Raw genomic sequence first — 17856 nt, forward strand, 5'->3', positions numbered from 1 at the left:
TCACAAGGCTAGATCCTCAGGTGTGAATGTCATCTTGAATGAACGATACGGAGCGAAATCGCTCGGCTTCATTCCCTGCATTTCTGTCAAACGTCCAATGTTCTTGACCGCAGCTACCGCCGAGGCATCGAACGGACCATCGCCGCTGGACTTGGCCACCGACACGGAAGTCACCGTACCATCCGGCAACATGCCGATTTGCAGCACGACAGTCATGTTGTTGCGCGCCGAAGGAGGACGAGCCCAGCCTTCCGCCGCACGAGCACGAATCAGATCGTCGAAACTGCCCGCGACTTCGTCGCCCTGCTCGTCCGCCAAGGCCTGCTGACGCTGCGGCGTGTCGGAAAGCAAATCAGCCAGGGCCTGGGCCTTTTTATCTTCGGCGGATTTACGCGCTGCTTCCTGAGCCTTTTTCTTGGCTGCGTCGGCGGCGGCTTTCTTCTTCGCGTCCTCGGCGACCTTCTTCTTCGCCTCGTCTGCTTCAGCTTTCTTCTTGGCGTCTTCCGCGGCTTTCTTCTTCGCGTCTTCGACTATCTTTTTCTTCGCCTCTTCAGCGGCCTTTTTCTTGGCCTCTTCTTCGGCGGCTTTCTTGGCTTCTTCTTCGGCTTTCTTTTTGGCTATATCAGCCAATTGTTTCTCTTCGGCCTTTTTCGCTTCCGCAGCTTTCTTCGCGTCGTCGGCTTTCTTGGCTTCATCAGCCTTCTTCGCCTCATCCGCTTTCTTGGCTTCGTCGGCCTTTTTCGCTTCCTCGGCTTTTTGAGCAGCCTCTTCTTTCTTTTGTTCCGCAGCCTTCACCGCTTCCTGCTCGACCTTTTTCTGCTCCATCTGTTCGACTTCGGTCTGGCGCGCGGCGGATTTCTTCGCCTCACCCGCAATCTTCTGATTGGTCTGGGTGGTCGCCTGACTTTTCGATTTCAACTGATACAGGGTCGCCTGGACGATCGGCTTGGACGGCGGCAATTCCGGCGTCATGGCAAAACTGACGAACAGCATGCCGAACACCAGAACGTGCAGGGCAATTGCCCACACGCTAGGCCAGAAGTAGCTTTCCGAGGCGGACGGCTCTCGCTGTTGCTGCATCAGGGCGCCTCGGTAATCAGGCCAACGTTACCGACGCCGGCCTTCTGCAGCCCGCCCATGGCGCCCATGACGGCACCATAGTCAACGGACTTGTCGCCGCGAATGAACACCTGGGTATGCTTGCCGCCTTCATTGCCGGCGCGAATGATCTTGGTCACGGCGTCGGTCATCTGCGGCAAGGTCATGGCCTTGTCCATCTGCTTGTCGGTGTCGACTTCACTGCCAAGGTTCCAGTAGTAGGTCTTGTCAGCCTTGATCGAAATGGTCAGGACCTGGGTGTTGTTGTCCTGCGGCAAGGCTTCGCTGGAAACCTTGGGCAGATCGACTTTCACGCCCTGATTGAGCATCGGCGCGGTCACCATGAAGATAACCAGCAGTACCAACATCACGTCGATGTAGGGCACCACGTTCATCTCGGCAACCGGCTTGCGTTTGTGGCGAACTCGGGCCATGGGGATTTACCTGCTCACTCTTCGCTGGTGTGCACTTTACGGTGCAGGATCGCCTGGAACTCGTCGGCGAAGGTGTAGTAACGGCTGATCAGGGTCTCGCCACGGGCCGCAAAGCGGTTGTAGGCGATAACGGCCGGGATCGCGGCAAACAGGCCGATCGCGGTGGCGATCAGGGCTTCGGCGATACCCGGTGCCACGGTCGCCAGGGTCGCCTGCTGGGCGCTGGCCAGGCCGCGGAAGGAGTTCATGATCCCCCAGACGGTGCCGAACAGACCGATGTACGGACTGACCGAGCCGACAGTGGCGAGGAACGGCAGGCTCTGCTCGAGCTTCTCTTCTTCGCGGGAGATGGCGACACGCATGGCACGCGCGACACCTTCCATGACCGCCTCGGGATCAACGCCCGATTGCTGGCGCAGGCGCGAGAACTCTTTGAAACCGGCACGGAAGATCTGCTCCACGCCGGAATCAGGGTCCGGGTTGCTGCCCGCCTGACGGTACAGTTTGGACAGATCGATACCCGACCAGAAGCGCTCTTCGAAGCTCTCCAGGGCGCGTCGACCGGCGCGCAGCAGGTTGCTGCGCTGAAAGATCATGATCCATGAGGTCACCGATGCGGCTACCAGGGTCAGCATTACCAACTGCACAACGATGCTGGCATTGCTGACCAAGCTCCACATGGAGGAATGGTCGACGACGTTAGCTTCCACGCTTTATCTCCTGCTCTGAGTGTGTACCCGCGCCGCTCACGTCGGCAAAGGCCGCACGTAGAGCTTCGGGAATGGCCCGGGGTTTCAAATTGTCGGTGCGCACACAGGCCACCAGAAACTGCCCTTCGCAGAGCAGTGCATTATCCGTGGCTCGCCTGACCTGCTGTTTGAAGCGCAGGCTGGCCCGGTTCAATTCGATGACTTCTGCACTTACCAGAAGCTCGTCGTCCAGTCGCGCCGGCGCGTGGTAGCGCGCTTCGCTGGAATGCACGACGAACAACAGGTTCTCCCCTGCCAGCTGCGATTGAGCAAAGCCCAGATCTCGTAGCCGCTCGGTTCGAGCCCGTTCCATAAACTTAAGGTAGTTAACGTAATACACGATGCCGCCGGCATCGGTGTCTTCGTAATAAACGCGACAACGATGTGCGAACGACCCAAGCCCGTTTTGCGCGCGCATACTCTAGTGCTTACTCCTCAGGTTGCCAATCCGGCCAGGCAACTGTTTTTCATTCTCGAACGCCTTTCTGGCGAAATAACGACAATGCCAGCCCCCTAGGACCACACACGCTGCGAATAAATCGCTGCCCAAGCGGTTATTAATCGTCCACGGCATCGAGGAATTCGTCTACCACAGGCATCTCGCCCAATCGTGACGGGATGTTAAGACCGAAATGCAGATAGGCATGCCGGGTCACCACACGGCCCCGCGGCGTACGCATGATATAGCCTTGCTGGATCAGATAGGGCTCGAGTACGTCCTCGATGGTGTGCCGCTCTTCGCTGATCGCGGCCGCCAGGCTGTCGACCCCCACCGGCCCGCCGTCGAACTTCTCGATCATGGTCAACAACAGGCGCCGGTCCTGGTGGTCGAAGCCACGCTCGTCGACATCCAGCAGGTTCAGCGCCAGGTCGGCGATGGGCTTGGTGATATGGCCCTTGGCGCGAACCTCGGCAAAATCCCGCACCCGACGCAATAAACGGTTGGCGATACGCGGCGTGCCGCGGGCGCGCCGGGCAATTTCGAAGGCGCCGTCCGGGTCCAGCGGCAAGCCGAGAATGCCGGCGGAGCGCCCGACAATGGTCGCCAGGTCCGCCGTGCTGTAGAACTCCAGGCGCTGGACGATGCCGAAGCGATCGCGCAGCGGGTTGGTCAGCATGCCCGCGCGAGTCGTCGCCCCCACCAGGGTGAACGGCGGCAGGTCGAGCTTGATCGAACGCGCCGCCGGCCCTTCGCCGATCATGATGTCCAGCTGGAAATCTTCCATGGCCGGGTACAGCACTTCCTCGACGATCGGCGACAGGCGATGGATCTCATCGATAAACAGTACGTCGTTCGGTTCGAGATTGGTCAGCAGCGCCGCCAGGTCCCCTGGGCGCTCCAGCACCGGGCCCGAGGTGCTCTTGATCGACACCCCCATCTCCTGGGCGATGATGTTGGCCAGCGTGGTCTTGCCCAGGCCTGGCGGGCCGAAGATCAGGGTGTGGTCCAGCGACTCGTTGCGTCCGCGGGCAGCCTGGATGAACAGCTCCATTTGCTCGCGCACCGTCGGCTGGCCGATGTATTCGGCCAGGCTGACGGGGCGAATCGCACGGTCCTGGACTTCCTCGCGCTCACGGGGGCCCGTGGCGGCGATCAGACGATCTGCTTCTATCACTTAAATCATTCCCTTAAGGGCGCGGCGAATCATGTCTTCACTGCTCAGGCCTTTTTCCTTGATCGCGGAAACCGCCTTGCTGGCCTCCTGCGGCTTGTAGCCCAGGGAGATCAGGGCACTGACCGCGTCGGTCTCGGCACTGGCCACCGGCATCGGCGCGTCCGGCTGGTTCGGCACCAGGGCAAACATGCTCGGCACGGTCTCCCAGGCCTTGAAGCGGTCCTTGAGCTCGACCAGCAGACGCTCCGCGGTCTTTTTACCGACCCCCGGCACCTTGGTCAGCGCCGAGGTGTCCTGCGCCTGCACGCAACGCACCAGTTCGTCGACCTCCAGGCTGGACATCAGCGCCAACGCCAGTTTCGGCCCCACGCCATTGAGGCGAATCAGTTCGCGAAAGAAGTCCCGCTCGCGCTTGCTGGCAAAGCCATAGAGTAACTGGGCATCTTCACGCACGACCAAATGGGTGTGCAGGGTGATCGGTTCGCCGACCGACGGCAGGCGATACAAGGTGGTCATGGGGACTTCCACCTCGTAACCCAGACCGTTTACATCGAGAATCAGGTGCGGCGGCTGTTTTTCAGCCAAGGTGCCGCGCAAGCGTCCAATCACGTTTCAGATCCTTAGCTCAGGCCAGAACAGGGGCCGGCGGGTCACAGAGCGAAGATCCGGGCCGGGCAGACAGGCGCGGGATGCTCCACTCATCAAATGTTTGCGCAGATGCTATCAGAGACGCAGGCGGCCGCCACGACTGCGTGCGGTACCCAGGCCGTGGGGCAGCAGGCTGGAACGGGTATGGGCATGACAGATGGCAATCGCCAGGGCGTCCGAGGCGTCGATCTGCGGCTTGCTGGTCAATTTGAGCAAGTGCATGACCATCATCTGCACCTGTTCCTTGTTGGCCCCGCCGGTGCCTGCCACGGCCTGCTTGACTTGAGTGGCGGTGTATTCGGCGATTTCCAGGCTTTCCTCGGCCCCCGCCACGATCGCCGCACCACGCGCCTGGCCCAGTTTCAGGGCCGAGTCGGCGTTACGCGCCATGAACACCTTTTCAATGCCCATGGTCACCGGACCGTAGGTCTGAATGACCTCACGAACTCCGCGATAGACGATTTGCAGCCGCTCATGCAGCTCGCCGGCGCCCGTGCGAATACAGCCCGAAGCCACGTACACGCAGCCACGCCCGGTATCACGTACCACGCCGTAACCGGTGATACGCGAACCCGGGTCGATACCAAGAATAAGAGTCATAACGCCTGCAAAGAGAAAATTCGGTTGCCTAAGGTAACGCCGGAAGAAGCCGGAAAAACAAAAAATCGCAGCCTTCGACAGCTCCCCTACAGGTACAGCGTAACCCTGTGTGTAAAGGGGGGGAAACCGCCGAAGGCTGCGATCCTTTATCGCGCTATCCGCATCAGCCGAGTTGCTCGGCCACCGACTGGGGAATATCCGCGTTGGAGTAGACGTTCTGCACATCGTCCAGGTCTTCGAGCATGTCGATCAGCTTGAGGACCTTCTCGGCGCCTTCCAGATCCAGCTCGGCGCTGGTGGTCGGCTGCATGACGATCTCCGCATCGTCGCCCTTGAAACCGGCCTCTTCGAGTGCGTTACGTACCGCATAGAAGCCAGTGAACGAGGTAAACACATCGATCGAGCCGTCTTCGTGAACAACCACGTCATCGGCGTCGGCTTCCAACGCCGCATCGGTCAGTGCATCCTCATCGACGCCCGGTGCAAAGCTGATCTGCCCCTTGCGTTCGAACAGATACGCTACCGAACCGTCGGTGCCAAGGTTGCCGCCACATTTGCTGAACGCATGGCGCACGGCAGCCGCGGTACGGTTGCGGTTGTCGGTCATGCACTCGACCATCACCGCGACGCCGCCCGGGCCATAACCCTCATAGGTCAGCTCTTCGACGTTGTCGGCCTCGGTCGCACCAGCGCCACGGGCGATGGCGCGATCGATGATGTCGCGGCTCATGTTCGCGCCCAGGGCCTTGTCCAGGGCCAGACGCAGACGCGGGTTGGAACCCGGATCGCCACCGCCCTGACGAGCGGCGACCGTCAGCTCACGGATCCACTTGGTGAAAATCTTGCCTCTCTTGGCATCCTGACGCTCTTTGCGGTGCTTGATGTTCGCCCACTTGGAATGACCTGCCATAACGCGCTCCAAATTCTCTTTGAAACATTGCCCGCAACGCCTGTAACGGCGGGCGGGCAACAAATATCTCGACCCAATAGAAAAAGGCGCATCCGCAGATGCGCCTTCAGGTCGGCCTTACTCAGCCTTTGGCTGTTCGCGCAGGCGGATGTGCAGCTCGCGCAGCGCCTTGGCGTCGACCAGGCCAGGAGCCTGGGTCATCACGCAAGCGGCGCTCTGGGTTTTCGGGAAAGCAATCACTTCACGAATCGACTGAGCGCCGGTCATCAGCATCACCAGACGGTCCAGACCGAACGCCAGGCCGCCGTGCGGCGGTGCACCGTACTTCAGGGCATCGAGCAGGAAGCCGAACTTCTCTTCCTGCTCCGCTTCATCAATGCCCAGCAGACGGAATACCGCCTGTTGCATTTCCTTGCGATGGATACGGATCGAACCGCCACCCAGCTCGGTACCGTTGAGCACCATGTCGTAGGCACGGGACAGCGCGGTCGCCGGGTTGGCTTCCAGCTCCTGTGGCGAGCACTTCGGCGCGGTGAACGGGTGGTGCAAGGCGGTGAAACTGCCGTCGTCGTTTTCTTCGAACATCGGGAAATCGACAACCCACAGCGGCGCCCATTCGCAGGTCAGCAGGTTCAGGTCGTGACCGAGCTTGATCCGCAGCGCGCCCAGGGCCTCGCTGACGATCTTGGCCTTGTCGGCGCCGAAGAACACGATGTCGCCGTCGACCGCACCCACGCGATCGAGGATCACGTTCAGGTTGGCTTCCGGGATGTTCTTGACGATTGGCGACTGCAGGCCTTCAACGCCCTTGGCGCGCTCGTTGACCTTGATGTAGGCCAGGCCCTTGGCACCGTAGATGCCGACGAACTTGGTGTAGTCGTCGATCTTGCTGCGCGGCATGCTCGCCCCGCCTGGAACGCGCAAGGCGGCCACACGGCTTTTCGGGTCGTTGGCCGGGCCGCTGAACACCTTGAATTCGACTTCCTTGAGCTGGTCGGCAACGTCCACCAGTTCCAGCGGGATGCGCAGGTCCGGCTTGTCGGAACCGTAGCGACGCATGGCCTCTTCAAAGGTCATGTGCGGGAACTCACCGAACTCCAGATCCAGCACTTCCTTGAACAGGTTGCGGATCATGCCTTCGGTCAGGCCCATGATGTCTTTTTCATCGAGGAAGCTGGTTTCGATGTCGATCTGAGTGAACTCGGGCTGACGGTCGGCACGCAGGTCTTCGTCGCGGAAGCATTTGGCGATCTGGTAGTAGCGGTCGAAGCCGGCGACCATCAGCAGTTGCTTGAACAGCTGTGGCGACTGCGGCAGAGCGAAGAAGCTGCCCGCGTGGGTACGGCTCGGCACCAGATAGTCACGTGCGCCTTCAGGGGTGGCACGGGTCAGGATCGGGGTTTCGACATCGAGGAAACCGTTCTCGTCCAGGTAGCGACGGATGCTGGTGGTCATGCGCGAACGCAGGCGCAGCTTCTCGGCCATTTCCGGACGGCGCAGGTCGATGAAGCGATAGCGCAGGCGGGTTTCTTCGCCCACGTCGGAGTATTCGTTGAGCGGGAACGGCGGGGTTTCCGCTTCGTTCAGCACTTCCAGCTGGTAGCCCAGGACTTCGATCATGCCCGAAGCCATGTTGGCGTTGCCGGCACCGGCCGGACGCAGGCGCACCTTGCCGGTGATCTTGACCACGTATTCGCTGCGCACACGGTCGGCGGCGGCGAAGGTTTCAGCGCGGTCCGGGTCGAACACCACCTGGGCCAGGCCTTCACGATCACGGATATCGAGGAAGATCACTCCGCCATGGTCGCGACGACGGTGGACCCATCCGCAAAGGGTAACTTCCTGACCTTCCAGGCTTTCGTTCAGTTGGCCGCAATAATGGCTGCGCATCATGGTAGTGGTTTCACTTCTCGTAATTCGAAATTCGATGGGAGGCCTTGCGCACCTCGGGGTACCGGATAATGCAAGAGCTCGCGCGTGTCGTTCAACTTAATCAGCTTTGTCGCCACCGGCCAGGTTCTTCTTGGCGCCGGTCTTGAAGTCGGTCTCATACCAGCCCGAACCGCTGAGGCGGAAACCTGGCATGGACAGCATTTTTTTCAGCTCGGGCGCCTGGCAGGCAGGGCAATCGACCAACGCAGGTGCGCTGATCTTTTGAATGGCTTCCAGCTGATGACCACAGGAAGCACATTGGTAGTCGTACATGGGCATGAGAGCGTCTCGGCGTACTTAACGTCTGGCTTAACCCGTGCCGAGGCCCGGGTTATATAGCAAAGGGCGGGATTATATCCATTAAATCGGCCCTGTGCAGCCGTATGACGGCACCGATAGACCACCACCCGCCGAAACAAAGCCAGCGCCCGACCGCCATGCCCCAGCCATCGGCCTGAGGACGAACCGCCATGATCGGGCGACAAATCATGCCCCATAAAGGCAAATGGCGCCGATAACGGCGCCATTCGGTCTGCGGGATTATTGCTCGCTCAACAGCGAGCGCAGCATCCACGCGGTTTTCTCATGCACCTGCATCCGCTGGGTCAGCAGGTCCGCGGTGGGTTCGTCGCTGACCTTGTCGATGATCGGGAAAATGCCACGGGCAGTGCGGGTCACCGCTTCCTGTCCCGCCACCAGTTGCTTGATCATCTCATCGGCGCTTGGCACGCCCTCTTCTTCCTTGATCGAAGAAAGACGCGCGTAGATGGAATAGGCACCTGGCGCCGGGAACCCCAGGGCGCGGATACGCTCGGCGATCAGGTCCACCGCCAGCGCCAGTTCGTTGTATTGCTCCTCGAACATCAGGTGCAGCGTACGGAACTGCGGCCCCGTGACGTTCCAGTGGAAATTATGGGTCTTCAGATACAGCACATAAGTATCTGAAAGCAGGCGAGAGAGCCCCTCCACGATGGATTTGCGGTCTTCTGCGCTGATACCGATATCGATTGCCATGTCTATCTCCGTTAGCACATTGAATTCAACAGGTCAGGTACCGGACCACTCTAGCAAGACTGCCCTGCACCCGCAGCCCGGGATTGTCCGAGACCGTGCGACAGATTGCCCCCCCGAGCGGGCGACCAGTACCTGCAAGAAAGCCCACGCCGGTTGTGACTCGCCTGAGAAGCCACCGTTCCCCATTTTTTAGGTGCTAGCTCTCTAGAACAATGCTTTGCCCGATAGTCCGGTATTCCCTCAGGACAATCCGGACTTTCTCCCTTCACCCAGCCACAGCACCTGATTTGAGAAGGCCTGGGCTTTGCTGTTAAATAGAGGACGTGTCGCTGTTGCCTATTTCTCGGCCTCAGCGCATAGGCTGATCCCGCGCACGTGCTCACCGCCTCCCATTGTTCAGAAGCGAACCGTGCACGCTCAGCTCTTCCTTGTGATCCGTCTTAACGTGAGTTCATTAAAATGTTGAAAATCGTCCACCTGCTAACGGGCGCAGCAGCCTTGCTGCTGTCCTTTATCCCTAGCCTGCGATCCGAAGCCGTTCCCTTCCTGCAACAACCCGATGCTCTTTACCTGGCCTTTTTCGGCCTGCTCAACCTGACACTGGCTCCGGTTATCCCCTACTGGAACAAAGGCCCGCGTCACCAACTGCAAAACCTGGTCAGCGCGCTTCTGGTGCTGGCGGTGGTCTTGCAGACCTTGACCCTGCTGGCACCGATGCCGGTTATCGCAGGTCAACCGGCTGTGCTGTTCAGCCTGCTGACCGCAGCGATTGCCGTTCTTCTGCACCTGGCCGTCAGCTTCTACAAATCGTCTCCTTCGGCTAGCACTTCGCAAACCTACGACATGAGCAATCGCGATACCGGCACCGTCAAGTGGTTCAACACTTCGAAGGGTTTCGGCTTCATCTCTCGCGACTCCGGCGATGATATCTTCGTGCATTTCCGCGCCATCCGTGGCGAAGGTCACCGCGTCCTGGTGGAAGGCCAGCGCGTGGAGTTCTCTGTCATGAATCGCGACAAGGGCCTGCAAGCCGAAGACGTGATTGCGGCACTGCCACGCCGCTGATTCACGCCCATGAAAAAACCGCGACGCAGCCATGCTGCTCGCGGTTTTTTATTGCCTGAACGGCAGACCGTCCGCGCTCAGTAATGTGGCGGCGGAGCCTCTTCTTCGAATGACTCGAACTGCCCCACCATTTCCTCCTGACGCTTGAGCAAGGCGGCCATCTGCAACTGCAGGCGCTCGACCACCCGCTGCTGCTCGACCAGTACGTCGTTCAGGGCTTGAATGGTGTCATCCTGAAAAGCCAATCGGCTTTCCAGATCGGTTACCCGTTCTTCCAGGCTCATGATTCAGCCCTCCAGAAACTTGAAATCATCGGTCAGGACCAGTCGTAACCGCTCACGAATCGCGGCCACCTGTTCGGCGTCGTAGGGCTTGGCAGGCAGCTTGCCCCATACCGGAGCAGGCCAGGCCGCGTCGTCGCGCTTGCGAACGATAACGTGCATGTGCAACTGGCTGACGACATTACCCAGAGTCGCCACATTCAACTTGTCCGCATCGAACGAGTCTTTAAGCAGCTCCGCCAGGGCCGTGGTTTCTCGCCATAGTTGCTGCTGGTCGGCGTCATCCAGTTGAAACAACTCGCTGATATCTTCCCGGCGCGGTACCAGGATGAACCACGGGTAATTGGAATCGTTGGACAACAGCAGCCGGCAAAGGGGGAAGTCCCCAATGGGCAATGTGTCTTGTTGAAGTCGTGGATCTAAAGCGAACACCGCGCGCACTCCCGCTCAGCTCATCAAGTTTCAGCTTAGCGAACGCCATGACTGGCTGCCCGCCAAGCGACAGAACGGCAGCATACCTGCGAAAGCTCTTGTGTTCATCGCTCTGCTGCGCAGATCCCGCCTCAACATTCATCCCCGATGCCACGCGTCAGAGCGCCCCGGCCTGGAACATTTTCCAGCGGGCCGCACCATGAGAGAACAAAGCTCATAAAAAACAAGGAGAAAACCGCGAAAGAGCCCCTTCCCTGCGCATTCTTCCAGTGCCCGACGCCACATGATGACTGAGCTGCATCAAGAAACTTTTGCACCAAAATCTCACAGTGCGTCTACGCTCAGTGCGTTGACCATCCGCCATCTACTCACTCACCAGGGTGAACCGGTAACGTTTTGGAATGTCATGCGTTTTTTTCAGGGAGCAACACCAGGAGGACAGGGAACGTCAAGCCCAAACAAAACGACCTTAAAACCACTGTTTTATGCGGTTTTTACAGCCTGAAGGGCTATCGCCGAAAAAAAATCGGTGTCTTCGCGTTTTGTGCACGCTTGTTGCATTCACACCCATATTGTCCCAGGGAGAAGCCATCGGAAAACGGCCTTTCCTGAGACTAATAACAATAGTGGCAAGGCTGCCCCATGGAGATTTGACTGCTTGACCAAAGTTCTTTTTGTTCCAGGTTCAAGCCTTCGAAAACAGCGCTGAAGTTGTCAGTCCGGATACATGCGGACTGCGGATTTGCGACATTGATCGAGCATTTTGCGACAGGGTCGTAAAGAAGCTGAAAGGACTGATACGTAAGTATCGCCAACATTGTCGGCGTGATATAAGTTTGCGCCGACACAAAAAGAAAGAGCCGCCCAGATAATAAAACAGGTGGGACGGCAGTACTCTTCTAAAAACCAAAGGAGCAAATCACGATGCGCGTGATGAAGTGGAGCATGATCGCACTGGCAGTTGCAGCAGCAGCCAGTACTCAAGTGGCTACGGCCGCACCTTTCGTAAGTGACCAGTCTGAAGCCAAGGGCTTTGTTGAAGACGCCAAGTTCGACGTACTGCTGCGTAACTATTACTTCAACCGTGATAACAAAAACGGCGGCAACGATCAGAAAGACTGGACCCAGGGTATCTGGGGTAACTTCAGCTCCGGTTACACCCAGGGTACCGTAGGCGTCGGCGTCGATGCGTTCGGTTATCTGGCGATCAAACTGGACGGCGGCGACGGCACTGGCGGCACCGGCAACATGAGCCGCGACTCCGACGGCGACGTCAACAAGAGCCAGGGCAAAGCCGGCGCGGCCGTCAAATTCCGCGTCTCCAAAACCGAGCTGAAAGCCGGCGACATGCAGCCAAGTACCTCACCGGTGTTCGCGGTTGGCGGGTCCCGTATCCTTCCGCAAACTGCCAGCGGTTTCCAACTGCAGAGCAGCGAGATCAAAAATCTTGATCTGGAAGGCGGCCACTTCTATTCGGGTACCAGTCAGGACTCCAACGCTCGTAATGGCAACCTGTACGCAAACTACGCCAGTGTGGCATCCAACAGCATCGACTACTTCGGTGGCAAGTACGGCATCACCGACAACCTGAGTGCATCGCTCTACGGCGCCAAGCTGGAAGACATCTGGAACCAGTACTACGCCAACCTGAACTACACCATCCCGATGGGTGGCGATCAGTCGCTGAACCTGGACGGTAACATCTACCGTACCACCGATACTGGTAGCGCCAAGGCTGGTGACATCAGCAATACCACGTTCTCCCTGGCAGCAGCCTTCTCGTTCCTGAAAGCGCATACCCTTACCGTTGGGTTCCAGAAGGTCAATGGTGACACGCCATTCGACTACATCGGTATCGGTGGCCACGACACCACCAAGCGCGGCTCCAACCGCGGCGGCGACTCGATCTTCCTCGCCAACTCCATCCAGTACTCTGACTTCAACGGCCCGAACGAGAAGTCCGCACAGATCCGTTACGACCTGAAAATGGCCGAGTACGGCGTTCCTGGCCTGAGTTTCATGACCCGCTACGTGAAAGGTTGGGACATCGACGGCACCAAGATGGACGCCGACAGCCCATACCGTCTTTACGGTTATGGCGCAGATGGCAAACACCACGAAACCAACTTCGAAGCCAAGTACGTTGTTCAAACCGGCCCAGCTAAAGACTTGTCGTTCCGCGTTCGTCAAGCCTGGCACACTGCCAACGCTGACCAAGCCGAAGGCGACATCAAAGAGTTCCGCCTGATCGTCGACTACCCACTGTCGATCTTGTAATAGCGGTTACTTAGCAAGTAATAAAAAAAGGCCCATCATTCGATGGGCCTTTTTATTGGGGCTGGCAACTCGCTGAAGCTCCGGTTATCGACTGTTCATTGTTACAACCAGGTTTCAAACATTCTCCAGCGAGTACCGCGTTAAAAGCCTGACCACTCGATCAGACTTTTAACCCACATCCCCGCTACTGACTCAAACAGCCGCTTCCTGAACCACGCGAATCACTCGCTGCGGAAACGGAATATCGATACCCGCGTCCTTCAAGCGATCACGGGACAACTCGTTGAAGCGGAACATCACGTCCCAGTAGTCAGCAGTCTTCACCCAGACACGCAGCGAAAGGGTGATGGCGCTGTCACCCAGCATGGAAACCACCGCCACTGGCTCCGGATCGGTCAGCACGCGTTCGTCCTTGGCCAGGTCCAGCAGGACCTCACGGGCCTTTTGCAGGTCAGCCTCGTAGTTCACGCCGACATCGAAGATCACTTTACGGGTCAGCTGGCGGTTGTGGTTGGTGATGATGCCATTGGACAGGTTGCCGTTAGGCACGATGACAGTCTTGTTGTCGCCGGTACGCAGCACCGTGTGGAAGATCTGGATGCTGTCGACCGTACCGCTGATGCCCTGGGCTTCGATCACGTCACCGATGCGGAAAGGGCGGAACAGCAGGATCAGCACGCCACCGGCGAAGTTGGCCAGGCTGCCTTGCAAGGCCAGGCCGATGGCCAGGCCCGCCGCACCGATCGCGGCAACGAACGACGTGGTTTCGACACCGATCATCGAGGCCACGCTGACAACCAGCAGCACCTTGAGAATGACGTTCGCCAGGCTGCTGATAAAACCCTGCAGGGCCTGGTCGGCATTACGCAGCGCCAGCAGCTTGCCGACTTTTTGCGTCAGACTGTTGATCAGCCACCAGCCGATGGCCAGGGTGATTACAGCCAGCAGTACCCGACTGCCGTATTCCATGATCATCGGAATCCAGGCTTGGGAAGCCTTGACCAGGTTGTCCACTTCAGCATTCAAATCCATCTATCTCTCCTGATTCCCGGCGGTCGGGCATACAAAAAACAAGGGTGAAACGAGTGGTTCCATGGAGGCTCAATCGTTTCCGCCCATTACTCGGGCCTCGGACGCCAATAAGCTCGCGAGGTTCCCGAAAACCCGATCAGTCGCGGAAGTTGTTGAACTGCAGCGGCATGCCGAACTCTTTCGCCCGCAGGGCCGCGATGGCCTCCTGCAGATCGTCGCGCTTCTTGCCGGTCACCCGTACCTGCTCACCCTGGATCGCAGCCTGGACCTTCAGCTTGGCGTCCTTGATGTGGGCAACGATCTTTTTCGCCAGCTCTTTGTCGATACCTTCCTTGAGCACCGCTTCCTGCTTCATCACCTTGCCCGAAGCGTACGCGTCCTTGACCTCAAGGCACTGCACATCGATCTTGCGCTTGACCAGGGCCAGCTTGAGGATCTCGATCATCGCTTCCAGCTGGAATTCGGCTTCAGCGGTGAGGTTGACGGTGAGTTCCTTTTCCTTGAACTCGAAGCTGCCCTTGCCCTTCAAGTCATAGCGACGGTCCAGCTCCTTGACGGCGTTTTCCACGGCGTTGGTGACTTCGTGTTTGTCCAGTTCGGATACCACGTCGAACGACGGCATGTAATTTCTCCAATAAAAAAAGGGGCGCAGCTCGATAAAGATGGAGCACGCCCGGTTTGCGGTTAAAATCCGGGCTCATTATAACGGGTCTTTCCCCTCCTTCACTGCGAGCCTCGCATGCGCCTGCCAAACCGAGCACCACGCTGATGTCGACTACCTGGCACATTCTGGGCGCGGGCAGCCTCGGCACCCTGTGGGCGACGCGCCTGGCCCGTGCCGGCTTGCCGGTACGCCTGATCCTGCGCGACCAGGCTCGCCTGCAGGCCTACCAGGCCGTGGGCGGCCTGACGCTGGTGGAACAAGGGCAGGCCAGCTTCCATGCCATTCCCGGCGAAACCGTCGACAGCCCGGAACCCATTACCCGCCTGCTGGTGGCCTGCAAGGCCTATGACGCGCAACAGGCCGTCAGCCAGCTGGCCGCACGCCTGACGCCCGACGCCGAACTGATCCTGCTGCAGAACGGCCTGGGCAGCCAGGACGCCGTGGCCGCCCAGGTGCCGCAGGCCCGCTGCATTTATGCCTCGAGCACCGAAGGCGCCTTTCGCGATGGCGACTGGCGCGTGGTATTCGCCGGTCATGGCTACACCTGGCTGGGGGACGCCAGCCACCCCACCGCCCCCTTCTGGCTCGACGACCTGAGCGCCAGCGGCATCCCTCATGAATGGAGCACGGACATCCTGACCCGCCTCTGGCGCAAGCTGGCGCTCAACTGCGCGATCAATCCCCTGACGGTCCTGCATGACTGCCGCAACGGCGGCCTGCTGCAGCATCATTGCGAAGTGGCGATGCTGTGCGTCGAGTTGAGCGAACTGCTGGAACGCTGCGGCCAGCCCGCCGCGGCCGAGAACCTGCAGCAGGAGGTGGAACGGGTGATCCAGGCGACCGCCGCCAACTACTCCTCCATGTACCAGGACGTCGCCAGCCGGCGCAGGACCGAGATCAGCTACTTATTGGGGCATGCCTGCGACGTTGCCGCCAGGCACCAATTGCACCTGCCCAACCTCAGCCGCCTGCGCCGGCTATTGGTGGAACACCTGCAACAGCGCGGATTGCCCAGCGACTGAGCAGCGGCTACGCTGCCCACGTGTTCCTCTCTAGCGACGTCCCCGATGCCATTGCGCCAGCGCCTTGAAAACCTGCCGGTCGGCCAAAAACTGCTGGCCGCCTTGCTCGTCCTGCTGATTACCGTACTGCTGGTCGCCAACCTGACCTTTATCAGCGCCGCCTACTGGATCTCTCAGGAAAGCATGGCGCCGCAAGCCTTGCAGACCATCGGAAGGCTGGTATCCAACCCGACCCTGGCCGCGCAGGCGCTGGACTCGCCACAAAACGCCGAGAAGCTGCTCAACGAACTCAACAGCTACTCTCCCCTGCGCGCCGCAGCGATCTATGACGGCAAGGGCACGCGACTGGCCCAGTTGCAACATGGCGAACGCCTGAGCCTGCCGGAGCGCTATCGGCATATCGAAGCCTGGCAACTGACCGAATTTCGCAGCAACCAGATCATCGCCCTGCCCCGCGCCGGCCAGCCCCCCGGCCATCTGTTACTGGTGGCCAGCAGTGAACTGCCGATGGCTTTCTACACCGGCACCCTGACCGCGAGCCTGGGCATCCTGATCTTCAGTGTGCTGCTGTGGTTGATCATTGCCCGGCAGATCAAACGGCTGATCACCCAACCCATCCACCAGCTGGAAGAATTGTCCCGGCAAGTGACCCGCGAAGAGAACTATTCCCTGCGCGCCGCCCGCGGCAACCGCGATGAGATCGGCAGCCTGGCCGAGGCCTTCAACACCATGCTGTCGCGCATCGAGGCACGAGAGCAGCAACTCAAGCGCGCCCGCGACGACTCCCAGGCGGCCTATGACCAGGCCCAGGGCCTGGCCGAAGAAACCCGCCACACCAACCGCAAGCTGGAACTGGAAGTCCAGGTGCGCAGCAAGATCGAAAAGAAACTCACCGGCTTTCAGAACTACCTCAACAGCATCATCGACTCAATGCCCTCGGCCCTGATCGCCCTGGACGAGCAGCTCTATGTCACCCAATGGAACCAGGAGGCCAGCGCCCTCTCCGGCACGCGCCTGGACGAAGCGCTGAATCAGCCGATCTTCCTCGCCTTCGAGCCGCTCAAGCCGTTCCTGCCGCAACTCAAGGAAACCGTGGAGCAGCATACGGTCACCAAGGTCGAGCGGGTCACCTGGGTCAAGGACGACGAGGCCCGGCATTACGCCCTTACCTTCTACCCGCTGATGGGCGGTGCCGGGCGCGGCGTGGTGATCCGGATCGACGACATCACCCAGCGCCTGTCCCTGGAAGAAATGATGGTGCAGTCGGAAAAAATGCTCTCCGTCGGTGGCCTGGCCGCCGGCATGGCCCACGAAATCAACAACCCGCTGGGGGCCATCCTGCACAACGTGCAGAACATTCGCCGACGCCTGTCACCCGATCTGCCGAAGAACCTGGAACATGCCGAGCAGTTGGGCATCGAACTGGAAACCGTCAACCATTACCTGCAGAGCCGCGAAGTGCCGCAACTGCTCGACGGCATCCAGCAGGCCGGCGCCCGGGCGGCGAAGATCGTGACCCACATGCTCAGTTTCAGCCGGCGCAGCAACCGGCAGATGGCGCCTTGCGACCTGCCGGCGTTGATCGACCAGGCCGTGGAGATTGCCGGCAACGACTTCGACCTGGCCATAGGCTTCGACTTCAAGGGCCAGGCCATCATCCGCCAGTTCGATCCGCAACTGGGCCCGGTGCCCGGTACCGCCAACGAACTGGAACAGGTCCTGCTCAATCTGCTGAAAAACGCCGCCCAGGCCATTCACCAGCGGGTAGACGACAGCGAACCGGGGCGCATTATCCTGCGCACCCGGCTGAACCCGCCCTGGGCGGAAATCCAGGTCGAGGACAACGGCATCGGCATGAGCGAAAACGTGCGCAAACGGACCTTCGAGCCGTTCTTCACCACCAAGGAAATCGGCCAGGGCACCGGCCTTGGGCTGTCGGTTTCGTACTTCATCATCACCAACAATCACAAAGGCCAGATGGAAGTGCAGTCGACGCAGGGCCAGGGCACATGCTTCACCTTGCGTTTGCCACTGGCGGGCAGTCAGCCACCACCACTGGAACACCCCCCACTGGAGAGGTAA

The 17856-nt window shown here is 59.6% G+C and carries 19 protein-coding genes; 4 read left to right on the top strand and 15 right to left on the bottom strand.

Features of this window, described 5'->3' with window-relative positions; genetic code table 11:
• The 11 genes from tolA to H0I86_RS24215 all read right to left on the bottom strand — a co-directional run bounded on the left by tolA (position 1) and on the right by H0I86_RS24215 (position 9001).
• Entirely contained in the window at positions 1-1080 is a 1080-nt protein-coding gene (tolA, locus tag H0I86_RS24165; protein WP_007931108.1) for a cell envelope integrity protein TolA, read from the bottom strand.
• The gene (gene tolR, locus H0I86_RS24170; RefSeq protein WP_007931110.1) at positions 1080-1532 is read right to left on the bottom strand and encodes a protein TolR; all 453 of its coding nucleotides are present in this window, start codon (positions 1530-1532) and stop codon (positions 1080-1082) included. The genes tolA and tolR overlap by 1 nt, the downstream gene beginning before the upstream one ends.
• Before the next feature lie 14 nt (positions 1533-1546).
• On the bottom strand, positions 1547-2242 hold the full coding sequence (tolQ, locus tag H0I86_RS24175) for a protein TolQ (RefSeq protein WP_007931111.1): 696 nt from the start codon (positions 2240-2242) through the stop codon (positions 1547-1549).
• Positions 2232-2699, bottom strand: coding sequence for a tol-pal system-associated acyl-CoA thioesterase (gene ybgC / locus H0I86_RS24180; protein ID WP_009050467.1), 468 nt, complete (start codon positions 2697-2699; stop codon positions 2232-2234). The genes tolQ and ybgC overlap by 11 nt, the downstream gene beginning before the upstream one ends.
• A 139-nt stretch (positions 2700-2838) precedes the next feature.
• The gene (gene ruvB / locus H0I86_RS24185; protein WP_009050468.1) at positions 2839-3897 is read right to left on the bottom strand and encodes a Holliday junction branch migration DNA helicase RuvB; all 1059 of its coding nucleotides are present in this window, start codon (positions 3895-3897) and stop codon (positions 2839-2841) included.
• Positions 3898-4506: a Holliday junction branch migration protein RuvA gene (gene ruvA, locus H0I86_RS24190; protein ID WP_124314272.1), complete on the bottom strand. Its 609-nt coding sequence runs from the start codon at positions 4504-4506 to the stop codon at positions 3898-3900.
• A 114-nt stretch (positions 4507-4620) separates the two neighbouring features.
• Positions 4621-5145: a crossover junction endodeoxyribonuclease RuvC gene (gene ruvC / locus H0I86_RS24195; protein ID WP_007931118.1), complete on the bottom strand. Its 525-nt coding sequence runs from the start codon at positions 5143-5145 to the stop codon at positions 4621-4623.
• 163 nt (positions 5146-5308) lie between these two features.
• Positions 5309-6055 (bottom strand): YebC/PmpR family DNA-binding transcriptional regulator, encoded by a 747-nt coding sequence (locus tag H0I86_RS24200; protein WP_023966906.1) that lies wholly within the window; start codon positions 6053-6055, stop codon positions 5309-5311.
• Between the two features lie 117 nt (positions 6056-6172).
• Positions 6173-7948: an aspartate--tRNA ligase gene (aspS, locus tag H0I86_RS24205; RefSeq protein WP_180922452.1), complete on the bottom strand. Its 1776-nt coding sequence runs from the start codon at positions 7946-7948 to the stop codon at positions 6173-6175.
• A gap of 96 nt (positions 7949-8044) precedes the next feature.
• The gene (locus H0I86_RS24210) at positions 8045-8266 is read right to left on the bottom strand and encodes an FmdB family zinc ribbon protein (RefSeq protein WP_007931131.1); all 222 of its coding nucleotides are present in this window, start codon (positions 8264-8266) and stop codon (positions 8045-8047) included.
• A gap of 261 nt (positions 8267-8527) precedes the next feature.
• Positions 8528-9001, bottom strand: coding sequence for a Dps family protein (locus H0I86_RS24215; RefSeq protein WP_009045289.1), 474 nt, complete (start codon positions 8999-9001; stop codon positions 8528-8530).
• A gap of 459 nt (positions 9002-9460) precedes the next feature.
• Here H0I86_RS24215 and H0I86_RS32375 point away from each other — a divergent pair, with 459 nt between their 5' ends.
• Complete coding sequence (locus tag H0I86_RS32375) at positions 9461-10066, top strand: cold-shock protein (RefSeq protein WP_180922453.1); 606 nt, start codon at positions 9461-9463, stop codon at positions 10064-10066.
• Between the two features lie 77 nt (positions 10067-10143).
• Here the strand turns inward: H0I86_RS32375 and H0I86_RS24225 are convergent, their stop codons facing one another.
• A complete protein-coding gene (locus H0I86_RS24225; RefSeq protein ID WP_023966910.1) occupies positions 10144-10350 on the bottom strand; it encodes a SlyX family protein in 207 nt (68 codons plus the stop codon).
• Positions 10351-10353: 3 nt separating this feature from the next.
• Positions 10354-10779 carry an HIT family protein gene (locus tag H0I86_RS24230; RefSeq protein ID WP_007931138.1) on the bottom strand — a complete coding sequence of 142 codons (426 nt, stop codon included), beginning with the start codon at positions 10777-10779 and terminating at the stop codon, positions 10354-10356.
• A 924-nt stretch (positions 10780-11703) separates the two neighbouring features.
• Between H0I86_RS24230 and H0I86_RS24235 the strand changes: the two genes are divergently transcribed.
• Positions 11704-13056, top strand: coding sequence for an OprD family porin (locus tag H0I86_RS24235; protein WP_180922454.1), 1353 nt, complete (start codon positions 11704-11706; stop codon positions 13054-13056).
• Positions 13057-13248: 192 nt separating this feature from the next.
• On the opposite strand, the gene H0I86_RS24240 is transcribed toward H0I86_RS24235, so the two are convergent.
• Positions 13249-14088: a mechanosensitive ion channel family protein gene (locus H0I86_RS24240; protein ID WP_180922455.1), complete on the bottom strand. Its 840-nt coding sequence runs from the start codon at positions 14086-14088 to the stop codon at positions 13249-13251.
• 136 nt (positions 14089-14224) lie between these two features.
• A complete protein-coding gene (locus tag H0I86_RS24245) occupies positions 14225-14710 on the bottom strand; it encodes a YajQ family cyclic di-GMP-binding protein (protein ID WP_023966912.1) in 486 nt (161 codons plus the stop codon).
• Between the two features lie 146 nt (positions 14711-14856).
• Here H0I86_RS24245 and H0I86_RS24250 point away from each other — a divergent pair, with 146 nt between their 5' ends.
• Together H0I86_RS24250 and H0I86_RS24255 are read left to right on the top strand one after the other, a co-directional pair.
• Positions 14857-15774, top strand: coding sequence for a putative 2-dehydropantoate 2-reductase (locus tag H0I86_RS24250; RefSeq protein ID WP_180922456.1), 918 nt, complete (start codon positions 14857-14859; stop codon positions 15772-15774).
• Between the two features lie 45 nt (positions 15775-15819).
• Positions 15820-17856, top strand: a complete 2037-nt coding sequence (locus H0I86_RS24255) for a sensor histidine kinase (protein ID WP_180922457.1) — start codon at positions 15820-15822, stop codon at positions 17854-17856.

Source organism: Pseudomonas chlororaphis subsp. aurantiaca (assembly GCF_013466605.1).
GTDB lineage: Bacteria > Pseudomonadota > Gammaproteobacteria > Pseudomonadales > Pseudomonadaceae > Aquipseudomonas > Aquipseudomonas chlororaphis_I.